This window comes from Microvirga lotononidis, from assembly GCF_034627025.1.
In the GTDB taxonomy this organism is placed as follows: domain Bacteria; phylum Pseudomonadota; class Alphaproteobacteria; order Rhizobiales; family Beijerinckiaceae; genus Microvirga; species Microvirga lotononidis.
In genome coordinates, this window is the sequence record NZ_CP141048.1 from 3,697,008 (window position 1) to 3,715,225 (window position 18,218).

Annotated in this window: 22 protein-coding genes; 13 read left to right on the forward strand and 9 right to left on the reverse strand. The window is 63.2% G+C overall.

Features of this window, described 5'->3' with window-relative positions; all coding sequences use genetic code 11:
- The first annotated feature begins 265 nt into the window (after positions 1-265).
- On the forward strand, positions 266-1,093 hold the full coding sequence (locus U0023_RS17485) for an FkbM family methyltransferase (protein WP_040639324.1): 828 nt from the start codon (positions 266-268) through the stop codon (positions 1,091-1,093).
- A 196-nt stretch (positions 1,094-1,289) separates the two neighbouring features.
- Here the strand turns inward: U0023_RS17485 and sfsA are convergent, their stop codons facing one another.
- The gene (gene sfsA / locus U0023_RS17490) at positions 1,290-2,009 is read right to left on the reverse strand and encodes a DNA/RNA nuclease SfsA (RefSeq protein ID WP_009494104.1); all 720 of its coding nucleotides are present in this window, start codon (positions 2,007-2,009) and stop codon (positions 1,290-1,292) included.
- Between the two features lie 261 nt (positions 2,010-2,270).
- Here sfsA and U0023_RS17495 point away from each other — a divergent pair, with 261 nt between their 5' ends.
- The 6 genes from U0023_RS17495 to U0023_RS17520 all read left to right on the forward strand — a co-directional run bounded on the left by U0023_RS17495 (position 2,271) and on the right by U0023_RS17520 (position 7,551).
- Positions 2,271-3,017, forward strand: a complete 747-nt coding sequence (locus tag U0023_RS17495) for a competence/damage-inducible protein A (protein ID WP_009494103.1) — start codon at positions 2,271-2,273, stop codon at positions 3,015-3,017.
- A 41-nt stretch (positions 3,018-3,058) separates the two neighbouring features.
- Positions 3,059-3,565: a xanthine phosphoribosyltransferase gene (gene gpt, locus U0023_RS17500; protein ID WP_009494102.1), complete on the forward strand. Its 507-nt coding sequence runs from the start codon at positions 3,059-3,061 to the stop codon at positions 3,563-3,565.
- A gap of 19 nt (positions 3,566-3,584) precedes the next feature.
- Positions 3,585-5,141, forward strand: coding sequence for an AMP-binding protein (locus U0023_RS17505; protein ID WP_009494101.1), 1,557 nt, complete (start codon positions 3,585-3,587; stop codon positions 5,139-5,141).
- Between the two features lie 120 nt (positions 5,142-5,261).
- Positions 5,262-5,552, forward strand: a complete 291-nt coding sequence (locus tag U0023_RS17510) for a hypothetical protein (RefSeq protein WP_009494100.1) — start codon at positions 5,262-5,264, stop codon at positions 5,550-5,552.
- A 296-nt stretch (positions 5,553-5,848) separates the two neighbouring features.
- Positions 5,849-7,105 (forward strand): porin, encoded by a 1,257-nt coding sequence (locus U0023_RS17515; protein WP_009494099.1) that lies wholly within the window; start codon positions 5,849-5,851, stop codon positions 7,103-7,105.
- 185 nt (positions 7,106-7,290) lie between these two features.
- Positions 7,291-7,551, forward strand: coding sequence for a hypothetical protein (locus U0023_RS17520; RefSeq protein WP_009494098.1), 261 nt, complete (start codon positions 7,291-7,293; stop codon positions 7,549-7,551).
- Positions 7,552-8,233: 682 nt separating this feature from the next.
- Here U0023_RS17520 and U0023_RS17525 read toward each other — a convergent pair.
- Positions 8,234-8,422, reverse strand: a complete 189-nt coding sequence (locus U0023_RS17525; protein ID WP_009494096.1) for a hypothetical protein — start codon at positions 8,420-8,422, stop codon at positions 8,234-8,236.
- A gap of 430 nt (positions 8,423-8,852) precedes the next feature.
- Here U0023_RS17525 and U0023_RS17530 point away from each other — a divergent pair, with 430 nt between their 5' ends.
- On the forward strand, positions 8,853-9,248 hold the full coding sequence (locus tag U0023_RS17530; RefSeq protein WP_009494095.1) for a response regulator: 396 nt from the start codon (positions 8,853-8,855) through the stop codon (positions 9,246-9,248).
- A gap of 91 nt (positions 9,249-9,339) precedes the next feature.
- The gene (locus tag U0023_RS17535) at positions 9,340-9,699 is read left to right on the forward strand and encodes a hypothetical protein (protein ID WP_009494094.1); all 360 of its coding nucleotides are present in this window, start codon (positions 9,340-9,342) and stop codon (positions 9,697-9,699) included.
- 238 nt (positions 9,700-9,937) lie between these two features.
- Here U0023_RS17535 and cml read toward each other — a convergent pair whose 3' ends face one another.
- Positions 9,938-11,137: a CmlA/FloR family chloramphenicol efflux MFS transporter gene (gene cml / locus U0023_RS17540; RefSeq protein ID WP_009494093.1), complete on the reverse strand. Its 1,200-nt coding sequence runs from the start codon at positions 11,135-11,137 to the stop codon at positions 9,938-9,940.
- Between the two features lie 346 nt (positions 11,138-11,483).
- Positions 11,484-11,708: a NepR family anti-sigma factor gene (locus U0023_RS17545; protein WP_009494092.1), complete on the reverse strand. Its 225-nt coding sequence runs from the start codon at positions 11,706-11,708 to the stop codon at positions 11,484-11,486.
- Between the two features lie 252 nt (positions 11,709-11,960).
- Here U0023_RS17545 and U0023_RS17550 point away from each other — a divergent pair, with 252 nt between their 5' ends.
- Together U0023_RS17550 and U0023_RS17555 are read left to right on the forward strand one after the other, a co-directional pair.
- Positions 11,961-12,128 (forward strand): hypothetical protein, encoded by a 168-nt coding sequence (locus tag U0023_RS17550; protein ID WP_009494091.1) that lies wholly within the window; start codon positions 11,961-11,963, stop codon positions 12,126-12,128.
- Between the two features lie 95 nt (positions 12,129-12,223).
- The gene (locus tag U0023_RS17555) at positions 12,224-12,619 is read left to right on the forward strand and encodes a hypothetical protein (protein WP_009494090.1); all 396 of its coding nucleotides are present in this window, start codon (positions 12,224-12,226) and stop codon (positions 12,617-12,619) included.
- A 183-nt stretch (positions 12,620-12,802) separates the two neighbouring features.
- Here U0023_RS17555 and U0023_RS17560 read toward each other — a convergent pair whose 3' ends face one another.
- Positions 12,803-13,066 (reverse strand): hypothetical protein, encoded by a 264-nt coding sequence (locus U0023_RS17560; RefSeq protein WP_009494089.1) that lies wholly within the window; start codon positions 13,064-13,066, stop codon positions 12,803-12,805.
- 354 nt (positions 13,067-13,420) lie between these two features.
- Here U0023_RS17560 and U0023_RS17565 point away from each other — a divergent pair, with 354 nt between their 5' ends.
- Positions 13,421-14,161 (forward strand): LuxR C-terminal-related transcriptional regulator, encoded by a 741-nt coding sequence (locus U0023_RS17565; RefSeq protein ID WP_009494088.1) that lies wholly within the window; start codon positions 13,421-13,423, stop codon positions 14,159-14,161.
- A gap of 153 nt (positions 14,162-14,314) precedes the next feature.
- Here U0023_RS17565 and U0023_RS17570 read toward each other — a convergent pair whose 3' ends face one another.
- From U0023_RS17570 to U0023_RS17580, 3 genes are all read right to left on the reverse strand, one after another.
- Positions 14,315-14,443 (reverse strand): hypothetical protein, encoded by a 129-nt coding sequence (locus U0023_RS17570; RefSeq protein ID WP_009494087.1) that lies wholly within the window; start codon positions 14,441-14,443, stop codon positions 14,315-14,317.
- 120 nt (positions 14,444-14,563) lie between these two features.
- The gene (locus tag U0023_RS17575; protein WP_009494086.1) at positions 14,564-15,406 is read right to left on the reverse strand and encodes an alpha/beta fold hydrolase; all 843 of its coding nucleotides are present in this window, start codon (positions 15,404-15,406) and stop codon (positions 14,564-14,566) included.
- 341 nt (positions 15,407-15,747) lie between these two features.
- The gene (locus U0023_RS17580; RefSeq protein ID WP_009494085.1) at positions 15,748-16,497 is read right to left on the reverse strand and encodes an EAL domain-containing protein; all 750 of its coding nucleotides are present in this window, start codon (positions 16,495-16,497) and stop codon (positions 15,748-15,750) included.
- Positions 16,498-16,816: 319 nt separating this feature from the next.
- Between U0023_RS17580 and U0023_RS17585 the strand changes: the two genes are divergently transcribed.
- Positions 16,817-17,776: a homocysteine S-methyltransferase family protein gene (locus U0023_RS17585; protein ID WP_009494084.1), complete on the forward strand. Its 960-nt coding sequence runs from the start codon at positions 16,817-16,819 to the stop codon at positions 17,774-17,776.
- Here U0023_RS17585 and U0023_RS17590 read toward each other — a convergent pair.
- Complete coding sequence (locus tag U0023_RS17590) at positions 17,759-18,073, reverse strand: DUF1622 domain-containing protein (RefSeq protein ID WP_052600692.1); 315 nt, start codon at positions 18,071-18,073, stop codon at positions 17,759-17,761. The two genes, U0023_RS17585 and U0023_RS17590, sit on opposite strands and share 18 nt — an antisense overlap.
- Positions 18,074-18,218: the final 145 nt, after the last annotated feature.

The window sequence follows — 18,218 nt, forward strand, 5'->3', positions numbered from 1 at the left end:
CCGGAATGTAGGGATCGCCGCGCCCGACGCAAGCTAAAGCATCGGATGGGTCCCAAACGGGACTTGCTCCTTTGGGATCTATCGGATGCCTGCCCGATGAACGAGGCCGTCGTTGTCGCGGACCCGGAGGGCCGCGCCAGCGAAAACCGGGACCCACATTTCGGCACGATGCTCTAAAGACCTGCTGCCGCGCTTGCGATTGGCGCCCGAGGGTGTCATGAGCAACCCTGTTCATTCCCAACCGACGGTCGTGGATTCCCGCTTAATGAATGATTCTCGCCCCTTCGGCGATTTTGCGCCTTCAGGACTCGCCCGCTGGGTGATCGACCGCACGCGCGGGCTGCCCGAGGGTTGGGCCGGCCGCCGGGTGGCCCTGATGCTGCGCCGCCTGGCGATGAAGACCCTGAAGGGGCTGCCGCTCGACCTGGAGACCTTCGGCCTCCGCATGCGGCTCTATCCCTACAAGAACGTCTGCGAGCGGCGCATCCTGTTCACGCCGCAATATTTCGACGTGGACGAGATCAAGCTCCTGACGTCCCGGATCAAGGACGGCTTCACCTTCATCGACATCGGCTCGAACGTCGGCTGGTACGCCCTCTCGGTCGGACGGGAAGCGGGCTCCGTTCCGGTGCGGATCCTCGCCGTGGAGCCGCAGCCTGAGATCTTCGACCGCCTGATCTACAACATCGGCCAGAACCCCTCCTGCACCATCAAGGCCGTGGATTGCGCGGTGGCCGACAAGACCGGCGAGCTCACCCTCTTCCTCGATCCGCTCAACCGGGGCGAAGCGAGCCTGAAGATCGTCAACTCGAGCCAGACGGACGCGATCCGCGTCCCGGCCGTGACGATGCTGGAACTCCTGAACCGGGAAGGCCTGACCCGCGTCGATGCCATCAAGCTCGACGTGGAGGGGGCGGAGGACCTGGTGCTCGACCCCTTCTTCCGGGATGCGCCCGCGTCCCTGTACCCCGGGCTCTTCGTCGTCGCCAACGTGCCGGAGCGCTGGCAGATCGACGTGGTGAAGCTCCTGAAAGGCAAGGGTTACCGGCAGATCCTCACGAACAAGATGAATCTGGCCTTCGAACGGGGCTGAGGGTTTGCCGGGGCGACGTGCTCCTAGGTCATCATTGGCCTTGTTCAGATGAATCCAGTTCTCACAATGTCATTCCCGACCGGAGCGGAGCGCAGGGGAAGGGAACCCATCTGCACGCTCTGAACCATGGATCCCCTTCCCGAGCCTTCGGCTCGCCGGGGATGACGCCCGCTCACGTCACAACCGGAGGGGACGCTCACCGCGGCGTCACGATCTCCACGGGCCGGTCGATGGCCACCTCTTGCGGCGTGATGCGGCAGACATAGGCGTAGGATTCCACGCCCGCCGCCAGGGCGTGCCGGAAGGCCTTGTCGTAGGCCGGGTCGATGTCGCGGGCCACGTCGAACCGCTCGGCGTCCATCTGGATGACATAGACGAGAGCGGCTCTCGCGCCTTCCGCCACCATGTCCGCAAGCTCGTAGAGGTGCTTGGCGCTGCGGGCCGCGACGCAATCCGGGAACTCGGCGAAGCCCGCCTCCCGCATCAGGTGGCAGTTCTTGACCTCCAGGTAGCAGGGCGGCTCGCCGTCCTTCTCGAGCAGGAAATCGACCCGGCTGTTGCGGCCGTACTTCACCTCCGGCCTGACCCGCTCGTAGCCCGCGAAGGGCGCGAGGCGCTCGTCGGCCAGGGCTTCCGCGACCAGGAGGTTGGGCCGGGATGTGTTGATGCCGATGAGCTGGCGCGGGCCGCCGCCGGCCGCGACCTCCACGAATTCCCAATTGTATTTGAGCTTGCGGTTCGGGTTCGTGGCCCGGGAGAGATACACCCGGCAACCGGGCTCCTTCAGGCCCATCATCGCGCCGGGATTGGCGCAATGGGCCGTGACCACCTCGCCCGTATCGAGCTCGACATCCGCCAGAAATCGCTTGTAGCGCTCGATGAGACGGCCCTCGAGCAGGGTTTCCTGAAAACGCATCAAAATCCAACGCTTGAACGAAAAAAACTTGGTAGCAGGGGAGGAGGCCGGGGTTCAACTGCGACCGATGTCATCACCGGCCTTGTGCCGGTGATCTCGCTTCTGGAGGGCGCGGCGCCTTTCTGATCGGGGTGGCCGGCTCACGGCCGGCCATGACGTAGGAGGACGTCATTGCTGCCTATCGCCGCCGGGGATGAACGCTTGCTTCCGCTTGAGAATTGCAGCTTCTAACGCTAAACGCCCCCAAAAGGATCGCTGCGCATGGCCGTTTCCGTTACAGCCGCCCTCCTCATCATCGGCGATGAGATCCTCACAGGGCGCACCAAGGACAAGAATATCGGCTACATCGCCGAGTACCTGACCGGGATCGGCATCGACCTGCGCGAGGTGCGCGTCGTGCCCGACGTGGAGGAAGAGATCGTTGCGGCGGTCAATGCCCTGCGCGGCCGCTACACTTATCTCTTTACGACCGGCGGCATCGGCCCGACCCATGACGACATCACGGCGGATTGCATCGCCAAGGCCTTCGGCGTCGGGATCGGGCAGGATCCCCGGGCCGTCGCCATGCTGCGGGAGCGCTACCAGCCGCACGAGCTGAACGAGGCCCGCCTGCGCATGGCCCGCATCCCTGAAGGAGCGGACCTCATCGAGAACCCGATCTCCAAGGCGCCTGGTTTCCGGATCGGCAATGTGTTCGTCATGGCGGGCGTGCCGTCCATCATGCAGGCCATGCTCGACCTGATCGCGCCCACCCTCCAGACCGGCGCCCGCATGATCATCGAGACCATCGAGGCCGAGGGGCTGGCGGAGGGCATCTATGCCGAGGGCTTGAGCCAGATCGCCGCGTCGAACCCGGCCGTGTCCATCGGGTCCTATCCGTCGTTCTCGACGAGCGGCTTCCGCAACCAGATCGTCGTGCGGGGCAAGGACCCGGATGCCGTTGCCGGTTCCGCCGCCGCCGTGCGCGAGCTTCTCGGCCGCCTCAAGGGCGACCGGGCGCCCCTGTAAGCGTTATTCGTTTCACCTGACAGCCCTACAAGAGCATAGCAATGTCCCCGACCTCTCCCAAAGCCTTCCCCGTCTCCTGGGATCAGTTCCACCGCGATTGCCGGGCTCTCGCCTGGCGCCTGGCGTCGGCCGGGCCCTTCGAGGCGATCGTCTGCATCACCCGCGGCGGCCTCGTGCCGGCCGCCATCGTGGCGCGCGAGCTCGACCTGCGGCTCATCGAGAGCGTCTGCATCGCCAGCTACCACGACTACAAGAACCAGGGCGACCTGCAGGTGCTGAAGGACATTGCGCCTTCGATCAAGGCCGTGGGCGACGGGCAGGGCAAGGGCGTCCTCGTAATCGACGATCTCACCGATACCGGCAAGACCGCCAAGATCGTGCGCGACATGCTCCCCAACGCGCATTTCGCCGCCGTCTACGCCAAGCCCGCCGGGCGTCCCTTGATCGACACCTTCGTGACGGAAGTGAGCCAAGACACCTGGATCTACTTCCCCTGGGATATGGGCCTGGCCTATCAGGCTCCGATCCGCGAAGGCTCGGCCGGTTAACAGGAATTGAGGGGCGCCCGTGGCGGAGTTCGACATCGCGCGGACGCGCAAGAGCCTGTTCGGCGCCCTTCTCGATGCGAGGGACCGTTTCGGACGGAACAAGGTCGCCCTCGAGGACCTGGAGCGCCAGCCGATCACATTCGGACGCCTCGTTCTGGGCTCGCTCGTCCTCGGGCGCAAGCTGGCGGGCCTGACGGGTGAGCGCGAGACGATCGGCGTGCTGCTCCCGAACGTCCAGGCGATCGCCGTCACCCTGTTCGGATTCAACGCCTTCGGACGCGTCCCCGCCTTCCTGAACTTCACGGCCGGGCCCAAGAACCTGAAGGCCGCATGCGAGCTCGCCGGGATCCAGACCATCGTGACCTCCCGCCGCTTCGTCGAGCAGGGCAAGCTCGACGACCTCGTGGCGACCCTAGGGGAGGGGCGGCGGATCCTGTGGCTCGAGGACGTCCGGGCACAGCTGACGAGCTTCGACAAGCTGCGCGGTCTCGTCGATTCCTGGATGGCGCGTCGCGTCCATGCGGGCGCCAAGGTCGCGCCCGACGATCCGGCCGTCGTGCTGTTCACGTCCGGCTCCGAAGGGGCTCCGAAAGGCGTGGTGCTGTCGAACGCCAATCTGGTCGCCAATGCCTACCAGGTCAAAGCGCTGGCGGGCGACGTGCTGCGGCCTGACGACGTGTTCTTCAACCCCCTGCCGATCTTCCATTCCTTCGGCCTGACCGCCGGGCTGCTGACGGCGGTTCTCAACGGCATGAAGTCCGTGCTCTATCCGAGCCCGCTTCACTACCGCCAGATCCCGAAGCTCGTGGCCGGCACCCGCGCCACGATCATGCTCGCGACGGATACCTTCCTGCAGGGCTATGCCCGCGCGGCGGGGGAGAACGATCTCGCCAGCGTCCGCTACGTCATCGCCGGGGCCGAACGGGTGAAGGACGAGACGCGCAAGCTCTGGGCCAAGCATGGCACGGTGATCCTCGAGGGGTACGGGGCGACCGAGTGCTCGCCGGTCATCTCCGTGAGCCTGCCCGACCGCAACAGGCCCGGATCGGTCGGCCCGATCCTGCCGGGCATCGAATGGCGCCTCGATCCGGTCGAGGGGATCCACGAGGGCGGGCGCTTCAACGTGCGCGGCCCCAACGTCATGAAGGGCTATCTCGATCCCGCAGCGCCCGGCGGCCTGCGTCCTCCCGTCGACGGCTGGCACGATACCGGGGACATCGTGACCGTCGAAGACCGGATCGTGACGATCAGGGGCCGGGCGAAGCGGTTCGCCAAGATCGGCGGCGAAATGATCTCGCTGGCCGCCATCGAGGCGACCGTCCAGAGCCTCTGGCCGGACAACAGCCATGTGGTCGTGGCCTTGCCGGATCCGCGCAAGGGCGAGCAGATCATCCTCATTACCGACAAGGCCGATGCGGACCGGGATGTGCTGCTGGCTCACGCCAGGGCGCAGGGCTTCCCGGAACTCTGGATGCCCCGCTCCATCCTGGTCTCCGGCATTCCGGTCCTGGGATCCGGCAAGACCGACTATGCCGCGGCCGTCGAGCTGGCGCGGCGCCTGCAGCCGATGCTTTAGGTCGATACTCTCCTCATCCTGGAAAAAAGCGCGCGTCTTGCGCGTAACTGGGCTCGCCCTTCGACGTTGTCATGCGGGAATCGCGGTCCCGCCAGGTGCGTCCGTATGAAGGATTCGAGTATGAGACGAGTTGCTCTTGTTCTGGTTGCGTTGTCCTTCGCGTCGGGCGCATTGGCTCAAAACCGGCCTTTCACACCCAGCATGACCTGCAATCAGGCTCGTGGTCTCGTGTCCGCTCGCGGGGCCGTCGTCCTCGGCACCGGCACCTATACCTACGACCGTTACGTCCGGGACAGCAGCTTCTGCCAAGCCAACGAGACGATCGAGCCGCGCTATGTGTCGACCCGAGATGCGCCGCAATGCTTCGCCGGATATGTCTGCCGGGACTCGGATTATTTCTTCAACGACTGAGGCTTGACCGGGAAGGAAAACGCGCGTCGTTTCCTTCCCTTCCGGCCACCCGATGAAGGCCTCGGCGCGCACGATGACCCTTCGTAAACCGGTCTGTGGATAGGGTGCTCTCCGCTGTTGAAATAATGACACACCGGCGGAGATAATTTCGGGGGCTATCCAAATTTGCTTATCTTTTCAGCAGATTGCGTCATGTATGGGCGAACTGCGCGGCTGCCCATGTTGCGCCAGACCGACGCTTGATTATGGTCACGGTTGTATATGAGTCCTGGACTCAGGAATTTTTGGAGAGAACCATGAAGCTCGCTAAGAGCCTCTTCCTCGGATCGGTCGCGGGTCTCGCGGCTGTCGCCGGGGCTCAAGCTGCCGATCTTCCCGTCGCGAAGGCTGCTCCCGTCGAATACGTGCGTGTCTGCTCCACCTACGGCGCAGGCTTCTTCTACATCCCCGGCACCGAAACCTGCCTCCGCGTCGGCGGCCGTGTTCGCGGCGAGTTCCTGTACGTGGAACCGAACGACCGCGCCAATGACGCCATCGGCTTCCGCGCTCGTGGCCGTATCCAGCTCGACGCCCGCACCGCCACCGCCTACGGTCTGCTCCGCACCTTCGTGCGCTTCGAGATGACTCGCGACACCGGCTCGTATGGCTTCAGCTCCACATCGCCGAACGTCGACCAGGCCTTCGTGCAGTTCGGCGGCCTCACCGCCGGTCGCACGATCTCGTTCTTCATGAACAGCGACCTGCCGAACGAGAACTGGGGCACGCTCCGCTTCTACGACGCTCCGACGGTCAACGTGTTCGCCTACACCTTCTCCTTCGGCAACGGCTTCTCGGCCACGATCGCCGCCGAAGAAGGCAGCTTCACCGGCAACACCTTCGCTGGCACCTCGGTGTTCACCGACGCTGGCCAGACGATGCCCGACCTCGTCGGTAACCTGAAGTACGCCGGCACCTGGGGTTCGGCTCAGCTCGGCGCTGCCCTGCACCAGCTGCGCAGCGACAACCTGATCACCTTCCCCGGTGGCGCCGATTACCCGGACACCAAGCTCGGTTGGGCTGTGACGGCTCAGGGCTACGTCAACCTGCCGGCGCTTGCCGAGGGTGATGCCCTTTGGCTCGCCGCCACCTATGCCGACGGTGCTCTCGGCTATCTCGGCTTCGATCCGAACGTGACCTCCGGAGCGACGACCCGCGATGTGGTCGACGCCTATATCGGCACCAACGGCGACATCAATACCGGCCGTGGCTGGTCCATCGCCGGTGGCATCAACCACTATTGGACCCCGACCATCCGCCAGAGCGTGTTCGGTTCCTACGCTCGCGTCGACTACAGCAACGGCGGCGTTGCGGGCTTCGGTCCTGGCTCGCTCGTCAGCGCATCGGTGTTCGACTTCACCGAATGGCGCGCCGGTACGAACCTGATCTGGTCCCCGGTTTCGGGTCTCGATCTCGGTGTCGAGGTTCTCTACTCGAACATCGACCCGCGCGGTCCGAACTTCGGCGTGGACAGCGACAACTGGGAAGGCCGTCTGCGCGTTCAGCGCGACTTCTGATCGGCTTATCCTGATTGGATAGGAGAACCCCGGTGGCGACACCGGGGTTTTCTTTTTGATCGGGCGTGCATCGGACGCGAGGGGGGCTGCATGCCGCTTCGACATTCCGAGCCGTGCGTTGCCGTATCGGGGACGCTGCCTATAAGGTCCCATGAAACAGGCGAAAGCAAAGGATCGGGACTACGATGTCGAAAGCCTTCAGAACCCTGGCTTCTGTTACGTTTCTTGCAATCGGCCTGTCCGGATGCGTGGGCAGCGCGGGCGTGTCCACCTGGCAATATCAATCGGGGCCGGGCTACGAAACGCAGCGCGTCTATGACGGCAGCGTCCAGGCTGACACGACCCGCGGGCTCACGCGCGAGGCGTGCACGACCGTTTCACGGCGACAAATCGGTCCCGCCGGAAACGTGGCCGGCCGGGATGTGACCGACTGCACTTCCGATTAGCCGGAGCCGCCTCGATCGACGGAACGAAGGCTCACCTTGACCGTTGGCATGGAGTCAAGCCAACGTCAGGAGAGCAACATCATGAACAATATCATCTGGCTCATCGGAGCGATCGTGGTCGTCCTCGCGATCTTGTCGTTCCTTGGATTGCGATAAGGCGTCTTCGCTTTTCGGCAATTCCGATGGTGGTTCACGGCCGGCGCGCCATCTGACGCGGACCCTCGGTTCCGCATTCTGCGTCGACCTGTTTTCGAGAAACTGCAAGGCTGCGTTCCCTGGAATGCGCCTTGCAGTTCTTCCTGCTGCTTCCGCTCGGCACGCCCTGCAAGACGACCGGTGAAGCAAGCTATTCCATGAGCACCAGAACGACCGACGCGACGTTCATGATCGCTAGTGCCCCGAGCAATGTCGGAACCAAGGGAAGACCAAAACGCCGAGGCGCCCGGTCGTGGGAAATTCTAGATATCGATGTGCGATGAGAGCCGTCGAAGGTCATGCCTCACCCTCTTCGTGACTTGACCTAACCTAACGTTAATCGAGTGCCACCTTGGACTTTCGCCGCGCGGTGCGAAGTGTTCTGCCGCACATGAGATTCCAGTCCGTCCGGCCGTAGAAGCCCGGTCCGCACTCATGCCGGCCGCCTCGAGCGGTCCCGAAGCTTCGAGGTTTCGCGTTCGACGGCCTAATGCCGGGTTGCGGTCTTCTGAATCTGTAGAAGCTGACCTTCGACGGCGCGCATCCTGGTCATCAGGCGATCAAGTTCCGAGAGAAGGAATTTCTCGTCCGCCTTCGCCTTCTCCACGAGATCGGGCGAGGAGCCGTGGCGGATGCGCTGAATGGCGTCCGCAAGCTGCCGATCCAGAAGCCGCATGTGGTGCTCCAGATCCAAGAACTCTTGATGAAGCTTGGTCTCCTTGAGCACAGCAGAAATCTCACATGCGGCCGGTCGTTCCTGAGCTTAAGCTACAGCCTGGAGGCGGGTTCTTCCAAGGCAAAAACGAACCCCGGACACATTTCTCAACGGCCAAGCTGAAACGGAGCGCGGAGTTCACCGTTCTGTGATGAGGGCCTCACCCGATGGCGCACCATCGGGAACCTAAGGTTTTGTATCTGGCCCTGAGAACGCAGCACTCGCAGGCGGGACCGGCAGGACAGCCGATTGCGTCGCATTCTGCGTCATCTTCGCGACCACCCGCTTTGCGTTTCCGGGACGGTCTTTCCAAGGATCACCGAGCCTTGCGCGTCCGTGCAGACGCCGAGAGCTCCGAGAACAGCCGCCGGGCAATAGAGGAGATGGCCGTATGGGACAGAAGATTGAGCCTTATCGTGTCGCCTTGATCGTCGAGGATGACTTCGAAGTCCGAGGCTTGGCGGCGGCACTCCTTGAGGAAACGGACCTGAAAGTCGTCGAGGCATCCAGCGCCGAAGAGGCCCTGGATTATCTGCGGCAGCATTCGGACGAGGTGGCTTTCCTGTTCGCCGATGTCCGTCTTCCATGCCTGATGGACGGCCTGGACCTGGTCCGTACCGTGCGCCTGAAATGGCCATGGGTGCGCACGCTCCTGACCTCCGGGCGGCCTCTCGATCAGCGTGAAGGCGAGGTTCCGAGGGATGTTCGGTTCATGCAGAAGCCGTGGAAAGCGCTGGACGTGTTGATGGAAGCCGAAAAGGCCGCCGACGCCTCGCGACGGCACTGACCCGAAGGCGATCGGACCGCCCAACCTCGTGCGGCTTGGAACCTTGGCGCTTGCCAGGAATTTGCGTCAGCAGTTTGAAAGGAATTGACTGATGCCGCATACCTCCATCGCCACAGGCAGCTTCTCGTCCCGCAAGGAGGCCAACCGGGCCGTTCAGCGTCTTGTCTCGGGTGGATTCGCCCGCAACAGCATCGCCGTTCACGAGCGTGACGACGATGACGGGTACGACCTTGAAATTCATACCCGGCGCGAGAATCTCCGGCGCGCCGAACGCCTGATCCACGATTCCGCGCCCTTGTATGTGGTGCGGGAGAAGGCATCCGACGTGGTTCATACCGCCAGATCCTATCCGCTGGTTCTGCTCGGAGCCGGAATCCTGACGGGGTTCCTGATCTACAATCTCATCCCGCGCGCAAGTTCGTCTGACCACCGGGATCGCCGCAGGGGCTGAGGCAGAGACGGCTGGATTGCCCAGGCCGCGAGCGGCAGGTTCGCGGCCTGAAGCCTCGAACGCAGAAGCGTGAATGGATTCGGCAGTAGGTAGCAAAGTCCATCAGTAAACACCTAAGTTGTTGTTTAACAGACGCTTTCCACCATTCTGCGTCTGGCGAAGGCGGGAGGCCGCGTCCCAAGCTCCTGATCCCTGTGGAGGCGGTGTAGTCGGGCATCATGCCCGACTGCACGTTGGATCACGTCCGCAGACGGTTTCGGTAATGCAGCCATCCCTGGGCGATCAGGACGACGACGGCCATGGTCGCGGAGAAGGTTGCAAGCGGCCACGCGGTGTCGCCGTGCAGCCAAATGACAGCCAGGGTTCCCCCGATGCTGACGATGAGGCTCTGCACGCAGAAATGCAGCGCCACTGCCGACCCGGCGATGTCCCCGAACTTCTCCAGAGCGCCGTTCGCCGTCACCGACACGGCGAAGACGATGCCGACTGCCATGACCCACATGGGGACAACGAACGTCCAAAGGGAGGGTGTCCCGAACACCTGCCCGATGCTCAGGAACCCGGCGCCCAGAAGCAGCATCGCCATGCCCCGCGTGAGACTGCCGGCGTTCCCCCACCGGGCAACGAACCGTTTGGCGAAGCGTGTCGTGATGATCAGCACGACTGCTGCTGTTGCGAAGGCGAAGCTGAATTCCAGCTCGGAGTAGCCAGCTCCGTCGATCAGGACGCGGGGGGCGGTCGAGAAGAACACGAAGAACGTCCCCATGGCGGCACTGAACCCGAGCGTATAGGTCCAGAACGCGAGGCTGCGCAGGACGGGCAGGAACGATCGTCGTGACCTGGCGGCCGTCACGGGCCGGGTTTCATGCCATCGCAGCAGAGCATGCAGGGCCGCGAGAACGGCAAGAACACCCAGTGCCACGAAGATCGAGCGCCATCCAAACCTGTCGGCGAGCATCGCGCCGGCGATCGGTCCCAAGGCAGGCACGAAGGCCAGCATGGAACTGAACAGGCTGTAGATGACCACGCTTTCCGGTCGGTCGGCATACACGTCCCGGACGGTCGCGAAGGTGGCCACCATCGCTGCCGAGGCTCCCACCGCTTGCAGGAAGCGGAGGACAACAAAGGGAACGGCAGACGGGGATGCAGCCAGGAAGAATGATGCCGCCGCAAACAGGATCGCGCCGCCGATCAGAACGGGCCGCCGTCCGATGCCGTCCGAGATCGGCCCGAAGATGATCTGGCCGAGCCCGAGCATCACCATGTACAGGCTCAACGTGAGCTGGACGATGGCCGGGCTGGTGCCGAGAATGCCCGGCATAGCCGGAACGATGGGGAGATAGATATCCATCGCGAGGGAGGCGAGAATATCGAAGGGTGCCATCAGCAGGAGCGCTGTCGGCAGGGAATAGGCCCAAACGGGGGGCTTTGGAGACATGATGATGCATCCGCTCAAATGAGGAACATTTGGCGGCGACCTGCCTGTCAGCATGGGCTGGAATCGGTTCGACAGACGCCGCAACAACAAGGAAAGCGTTGTTGCGGCCTACTTGTCCGACGAGGGCTCGGCTCCCATGCCACGGCTCCAGGGTCATACGAGGTTAGAAGAGGGCTCTTGGATTACCATGTCGGTCCGGAACCGACAAATCCCGCAGGATACCTGAGACGAGGTCACGGAGACCTGGTGGCGTTTGCTACCGAATGCCGAATGGGTTTGCGGAAAGCGACGCGTCGAGCCGCAGCCCTGAAGTCTTGGACGTGGGCGCAGGCGCCCGTCCGAGGCTTCAAAGCTCCTCGTTTTCCTCTCGGGCATGGGCTTGCTCCAGGCGCTCCAGCAATTGCTGGATCCGGTCCGGAGCAGGCTCCTTCAGCACGTTCTGATAATTCTGCCGCAACTGCCTCCCGAGGTCTTTCAGGACTTCGGACTGGCTGGACGACGGCAGGTTACCGAGACCGACGTTCCAGCCTTCATGGCCCTCGGCGGTATAAGGATGGTGCCGCTTTGGCATCCATGCCCTCCATCTCTGCTCATCCTTGAGCTTGAGAACGGGCAAGTCCGGATTGGGTTTCAGCTAAGTTTATGAAAAAGAATAGTTTTCCATAAAATTCGAGGAGGAGGCCTGAAATTGGGACTAGCTTCCTCGGATGTCGGATGCGGCCCATGCGTCTTCGACCAAAGGATGCGGCGACCGCCGGTCGCATTGGATTCCTATGAACACTGCGTCAAAGCTCGACCTTAGTGACAAAGGCGGGCTGGGTTCATGCGTGAAGTTCTTATGGTTTATCTGTGCGGCGTGATCCTGCTCCTGGCAGTGTCGACCACCATCGATGGGGACGAAGGCGTAAGTCTCGACCACATCCTGATCGCCGGTTTCGGCTGGCCCATCCTGACACCGATTCTCGCCTTGCGCGCCTGGAACAGCCGCTGAAGGCGTTTCGTCTCGGATCTGTTCTCGACCCTAAATGCATTCCCTTGCGTCATCGGCGCTGCTAAGCTGGGCCGCAACTTTTCTCGAATGAACTCATGTCCAGAGCGATCCTGTCCACCGTGATCCTGTTGTCGTCCCTCGGCGCGGTCCACGCCCAGACAAGCTGCTATCCCCGGATCGGGGCCTATAGCGGGCAGTATGAGGGCCAGTGCCCCGGTTCCAGTCTCAAATGGATGGCGGTCGAGAATTCGATCGGAGCGTTCGGGCGCAACTGCAGCGACGAGCCCTGGACGTATAACCGGATGGAAAAGACGTTCTACCATCCCAGGGCCAACGAGACATTCGCCATGCAGGATTGTTATGCGGCCAGCCGCGAGCAGCCCGCCGGCAGCCAGAGAACGAGCATCGGCACCGAAATCGTGCGCCGCTTCCACGAGAGCAAGATCCAACGGCCCGGTAAGACGGAGGAAGCATCGGCGGGCTCGCGGTGAGGACTCGTCGTGAGGTGGGCGAGGGGGCGGCACTCCCGAGCGTCATGATCCGTAAGGATACGTGAATTGACCCTCGTCTCCGACGGGGTGACACTGATGTGTGGCCGACAGAATTGGTTGCTCCCTCTGAAGAACTGAGGCCCCTTTCGGGGCCTCTTTTCTTGTCGGGTCTTCGGCGAGCCCTCAGGCGCGCAGGCTTTCGAGGAGCTTCTGGTAGGGCTCGCGCCGCTCGCGGTATTTCAGCAGCAGCTGCGTCTCGATGTATCGCCTCTGCTCGGCGTCGATCGGGCTGCGATCGAGATTCAGGATGTCTTCCCCATACTGGAAATCGATGTTGGTGAGCGTCCGTGCGACCCACAGTATTTTCAGATCGTTGTCGGTGATCATGCCCCGGGGCGCCTTCCGCCCAGGGTGCGCGTCGGATACATTCGCCTTGCTGACCGGCATGTTTCCCCCCAGCCATCAGAACCTGTGAGGAATAATATCGTCCTGGAGGGTGAGCCGGCAACGGATGCAATCTAAGCTTGCGGGTTAAACGGCGGGCTCCAAGTCGGTAACCCGGATGGCGAGAGTGGGTATGCCACCCGGTTCCCGTCTGGCCCGGTCCCGTCCGGAGGCAGGTGCGCCGACCTGGTCCTGAAAGATATTAACAGGTGCTTTCCGTAACGGAGCCATTAGGGGGTACGTAGTACCCCTTAGTGAGTAGAGAGGGCCTTCGCTACCTTGATCAACTTAGGACTTTGAGTCCTGATAGGCTCAGGAGGACTAACCCGCACCATTTTGTCCTAAGGGGGGCAATCGATGATCCAGGATCATTCCGAACATGCCGCAGCGCCTGCTGCGATGGCAACGAATTCCTCGCAGCGCGTGGCAACGAAGTTGCTCTGCGGGAACGTTCTGTTGCGGGCTGGCCTCTCCCAGCTTCTGTCAGGCACCGGCTTCGATATGGCCGGATCCACCGGGGTCGCACCCGATCTCTGCATCGTCGATGCCACGGGCGATTTCCAGCAGACGCTCGAACTTATCCGCGAGACCAAGGCGCAGCATCCAGTCTCCCGGGTCGTGGCGATATCCCAGCAGTTCGACGTGCCGGGCGTGCAATCCGCGGTCGACGCGGGGGTGGACAGTTTCTGCCTCGCCACGAGCGCCCGTGAGGTTCTGGTCAGGACGCTCGAGCTCACCATGCTGGGCGAGAGGATATTGCCCAGTTCGATTCTGCGCCAGCTTCTGACCCAGGAGCACTCGCCCGCCGGCGCCGCGCAGGTGATCCCCCTGGCCGACCACCGGATGCCGGACCCGAAGGTTTCGAAGCTTTCGCCGCGCGAGACGGTGATCCTCCAGTCCCTGATGGGCGGCGACCCGAACAAGGTCATCGCGCGCAAGCTCGACATCACCGAGGCGACGATCAAGGTTCACGTGAAGGCGATCCTGCGCAAGATCGGCGTCGCCAACCGCACCCAGGCCGCCATGTGGGCGACGGGGAACCTCCGCGAGGCCGGATCGACGGCCGGCGATTTCCGCGAAGTGCGGCGCCTGAGCTGAACCCAGGACGCGTCAGGCGGCCCTTCGGGGCCGCTCGGAACGATACGCTCTTCCTGAATGGGAGCATCGAACCCGGAAACGGGTTCGATGCTTTATGTTTTGGCCCGACGCCTCTTGTGCGCGAAAGCGGTTCCCACCTTCGCGTTCGATGCCTCACGCGAGCAGCGACAGGACCGTCGCGGCGACGTTGATCCCCATCACGACGAAGAGCAATGCGACCGAGACGGGAATGGGCCGCATGGATGGTTCGTATTCCCTGGGGTGATGATCCGTTGCCTTCATGGCGTTTCCCTTTCGGCTTTGCTGAATGGCCTGCAGGATGACGCGCTTCGGCCCAGGCCGCTGTGAAGTGCTTCACGCAAGCGGACATTTCGGCGAAGCGGATCGGACTTTCACGATTCGCTAAGGCGAGCCGCCACTCGCCGTCCCTCGGTGCTTCCGCAGAAACTGCGCGATCACCGCCGCGACGTCCCGCGCCCGCTCCACGGGGAGCATGTGCGTCTCGTTCTTGAAGAGGCGCAGCTGCGCCCCGGGGATGAGCCGGGCCGTCTCTTCGAGAGCCGCCACGTCGAAGAACGGGTCGCGGGTCGCGCCGACGACGAGTGCCGGCGCCGCGATGCGGGCGAGCCAGGACGGATCGCGGCCGAATTCCTCGCCCGCAACGGCGTTGAGTCCGCGCACGATGGTCACCGGATCGTTCATCGTTTCCAGCAGCCGCTTGCGCTCCTGCCTGAACCGCAGGCGGATGAGCCAGTTGAGCCACGGGCGGCGGAAGACAAGGCCGAACTCGTCGAGGAAGCCGTCGAAGTCGCCGGCCCAGGCGCAGGCGATCTGCCGGTCGACGCTCCGGCGTCCCTCCGGCGAGAAGCGATGTGCGCTGACCGTCAGGATCAGCTCCGTCACGAGGTCGGGACGATCCGCCGCGAGCCGCGCCGCGACGAAGCCGCCGAAGGAGATGCCCATCACGGTGGCCGGGCCGATGTCCCCCAGGATCCGCGCGACGTCGTCGACGATCGTGCCGACCGTGTAGTCGGCGGCTGGAGAGGGGTCGTAACCCAGGATGTAGATCGGCCGGCCGCGAGGCAGGAGGCGCGCGATGCGGCTCGCGTCCCTCATCGCCCGCGCCGGGGTCGGACGCCTGACGAAAGCCTGCCCGCCGTTGAGCACGACGATTGGGTTGGGCCCCGAACCCGATGTCACATAGGGAATCTTGTTCAGGAACAGACCTGATTGAAAGTCCTTCATGGGAGATACGCGAGGTCGGAAGCGGCCGGTCCGGAAGCATTCGATCGGTGGCGAGGAACGGCCGCAACGGAAATGAACATCTGCCTCGGATGCCGTTCCCCGCAGGGGCGAACGACAATGCACGCCAGTCATGGGCTGGAGCGGGATCGAAAGGCAGGAATGGAGCCGACGGACACTGGAAGAGTGGCGGCGGCGGGCGGCCGGACGGTTTTCCTAATGAGACTTGGACGTTACGTCAACTGCCGAGTTTGACGTGGCGCGTGTCATCCTCAGGCTGAGTGCAGCGAGGGAAGGGGATCCATGGCGTAGAGCGTGTAAGGGGATCTCCTTTCCCTTACGCCTCACGGGTTGAGCGAAACCGCCGGTAGATCCTCGACGGCAGGACGGGCGAAGAGGAAGCCCTGGAACAGGCTGATGCCCGCATTCCGGAGTGTGGCGAGCTCCGCCTCCGTCTCGATGCCCTCGGCGATGACCGTGATGCCGAGGGCGCGCGCCATCACCAGGATGCCGGCGACAATGGCCTGGCGGGCGGAGGAATCCGGAATGCCGCGGACGATTTCCATGTCGACCTTGATGACGTCGGTCTGGAAGTTGGCGAGGAGGTTCAGCCCCGCATGGCCCGCGCCGAAATCGTCGATGGCGGTGATGAAACCGAGGCGCTTGTATTCCGCGATGATCCGGGCGACGTGCTTCGTGTCCGCCATCCGTTCGTTTTCCGTGAACTCGAACATGATCCGCCGGGTGTCGAAGCCCACGCGGCGGGCGGTTTCCAGGGAGGTTCTGATGCAGGCGGAGGGCTCGTAGACCGCGTTCGGCATGAAATTGATGGAAAGCCTCGTCTCCTCGGTTTTCGGGAAGAGGCGGCCCGCCAGCTCGATGGCCTTCACCCGGCAGGCCTGATCGAACTTGTATTGCCGGGCCTCATCGACCTGGCTCAGGATCTGCCATGCCGATTGCCCCTCCGTTCCCCGAACCAGCGCCTCGTAGCCCCAGACGATCTCCCGGTCGAGATCCACGATGGGGTGGAACGCCATGGTGAAATCGAAGGGAAGCGGCTCGCTGCTCCGGCATCCCTGGCAGCCCGATTTCATGTCCACTGGCGTTTCCGATCCGATGATGGAGAATTTCACAAAGCCATACGGGGAAAGATCTTGCGATTGCCCTAATGCAACGTGCGGTTCACCGGGGCCGCGTCGAACGATGCGTCGCTTCAAGAACGGAGCATCGGACGTAAATGTGGGTCCGATCCTCTGACGTGAGGAAAAGCACATCCAGGCGTTAAGTCTTCGGGCAATCTTGCAGACCGACGCACTCGGCAATCCCGCACTGGCGAAGCACGCCGCGAAGCCAGCTGTCTTCAAGGGGCCGTTGGGGGTTATCGCTCATGCAAGGAACGCGGGAGGCGCTGCCATGACCCGTCACCGATTTGCGTTTCCACCCTCCGACGATGCGATCTTCCTGACCGATGGCGGTCTCGAAACGACGCTCGTCTTCGTCGAAGGCCTGGATCTTCCCTGCTTCGCGGCCTTTCCGCTTCTGCGCAGCGTGGAGGGAAGGGGGCGGCTCGAACGGTATTTCGAGCCCTATATCCGCACCGCCATGGAGCGGGATGTCGGGTTCATCCTGGATACGCCTACGTGGCGGGCCAATGCCGATTGGGGCGCGAAGCTGAACGTCTCACCGGAAGACCTGATCGTGATGAACGGAGATGCGGTGCGCTGGGCCCTCTCGCTTCGCGACCGGCTCTCCGATGAGCGGGATCGCATCCTGATCAACGGCGTCGTCGGCCCACGCGGGGACGGCTACAGGGCCGATGCGCAGATGACGGTCGAAGAGGCTCAGGCCTATCATGCGCCGCAGCTGGAAGCCTTTCGCGATGCGGGGGGCGACATGGTGAGCGCCATCACGATGAATTATGCGGAGGAGGCCATCGGAATCGCGCGCGCCGCCAAAGCTCTGAGCATGCCGGTGGTGATCTCGTTCACCGTCGAAACCGATGGCAGGCTCGCTTCCGGCGAGACGCTTCGATCCGCCATCGAACGGACGGATCGGGAGACGGGCGAGGCCACTGCCTATTACATGATCAACTGCGCGCACCCGACCCACTTCGACGACATCCTGTCGGGCAGGGAAGAATGGACCCGGCGCATCCGGGGGCTCCGCGCCAATGCCTCGGTCAAAAGTCACGCGGAACTCGATGAATCCACCGAGCTCGACCCGGGCGATCCGGTCGATCTCGGTCGGCATTACCGAAGGCTGCGCGAGCGCATGCCCCAGATCTCCGTGCTCGGGGGCTGCTGCGGCACCGATCATCGTCACATCGCGGCGATCTGCGAGGCCTGCATGCCACCGTCAGGCAGATCGGCGTGATGGTTCGACTTCGTCTTTGTGCCGTTCCCAGGGCCAGCGGCCTTCGATCTCGACTTCGAGCGAGAAGCTGAGGAATGTCCGGATGAGGACGATGCCGCCGAGGATCAGAAGGCTTTGAATCGTCGGCTCGATGGCGACCGTGTTGATGATGTCGGCGGCGACGAGGAATTCGAGGCCGAGCAGGATCGCGCGGCCCACATTGGAGCGGTAGAGGGTAAACGCGTCCGAACCGGAACGACCGTGCAGGATCTGCCAGAGCGCGGCGATGCTCGATCCGAGAATGCCGAGGACGATGATGGCTGAGGATACCGACGAAGCCGTCCACTTCGTCCAATCTGAAGCCGTCCAGGCATTCCGATTTCAAGCCGTCCATGGGTCCGAGGTGAAGTCGTCCACCTGAGCGCCGCTCTTCGGGTCAGTGATGGATGGTGGTTGAGGTGGT

Coding starts and splice junctions, on each gene's coding strand:
- U0023_RS17515 (WP_009494099.1), top strand. CDS start 5,849: ATGAAGCTCGCTAAGAGCCTCTTCCTCGGATCGGTCGCGGGTCTCGCG.
- U0023_RS17485 (WP_040639324.1), top strand. CDS start 266: ATGAATGATTCTCGCCCCTTCGGCGATTTTGCGCCTTCAGGACTCGCC.
- U0023_RS17580 (WP_009494085.1), bottom strand. CDS start 16,497: ATGAAATCGGGCTGCCAGGGATGCCGGAGCAGCGAGCCGCTTCCCTTC.
- U0023_RS17565 (WP_009494088.1), top strand. CDS start 13,421: ATGATCCAGGATCATTCCGAACATGCCGCAGCGCCTGCTGCGATGGCA.
- U0023_RS17530 (WP_009494095.1), top strand. CDS start 8,853: ATGGGACAGAAGATTGAGCCTTATCGTGTCGCCTTGATCGTCGAGGAT.
- U0023_RS17575 (WP_009494086.1), bottom strand. CDS start 15,406: ATGAAGGACTTTCAATCAGGTCTGTTCCTGAACAAGATTCCCTATGTG.
- U0023_RS17570 (WP_009494087.1), bottom strand. CDS start 14,443: ATGAAGGCAACGGATCATCACCCCAGGGAATACGAACCATCCATGCGG.
- U0023_RS17520 (WP_009494098.1), top strand. CDS start 7,291: ATGTCGAAAGCCTTCAGAACCCTGGCTTCTGTTACGTTTCTTGCAATC.
- U0023_RS17545 (WP_009494092.1), bottom strand. CDS start 11,708: ATGCCAAAGCGGCACCATCCTTATACCGCCGAGGGCCATGAAGGCTGG.
- U0023_RS17525 (WP_009494096.1), bottom strand. CDS start 8,422: ATGCGGCTTCTGGATCGGCAGCTTGCGGACGCCATTCAGCGCATCCGC.
- U0023_RS17555 (WP_009494090.1), top strand. CDS start 12,224: ATGTCCAGAGCGATCCTGTCCACCGTGATCCTGTTGTCGTCCCTCGGC.
- U0023_RS17560 (WP_009494089.1), bottom strand. CDS start 13,066: ATGCCGGTCAGCAAGGCGAATGTATCCGACGCGCACCCTGGGCGGAAG.
- U0023_RS17495 (WP_009494103.1), top strand. CDS start 2,271: ATGGCCGTTTCCGTTACAGCCGCCCTCCTCATCATCGGCGATGAGATC.
- U0023_RS17585 (WP_009494084.1), top strand. CDS start 16,817: ATGACCCGTCACCGATTTGCGTTTCCACCCTCCGACGATGCGATCTTC.
- U0023_RS17550 (WP_009494091.1), top strand. CDS start 11,961: ATGCGTGAAGTTCTTATGGTTTATCTGTGCGGCGTGATCCTGCTCCTG.
- U0023_RS17510 (WP_009494100.1), top strand. CDS start 5,262: ATGAGACGAGTTGCTCTTGTTCTGGTTGCGTTGTCCTTCGCGTCGGGC.
- cml (WP_009494093.1), bottom strand. CDS start 11,137: ATGTCTCCAAAGCCCCCCGTTTGGGCCTATTCCCTGCCGACAGCGCTC.
- U0023_RS17535 (WP_009494094.1), top strand. CDS start 9,340: ATGCCGCATACCTCCATCGCCACAGGCAGCTTCTCGTCCCGCAAGGAG.
- gpt (WP_009494102.1), top strand. CDS start 3,059: ATGTCCCCGACCTCTCCCAAAGCCTTCCCCGTCTCCTGGGATCAGTTC.
- sfsA (WP_009494104.1), bottom strand. CDS start 2,009: ATGCGTTTTCAGGAAACCCTGCTCGAGGGCCGTCTCATCGAGCGCTAC.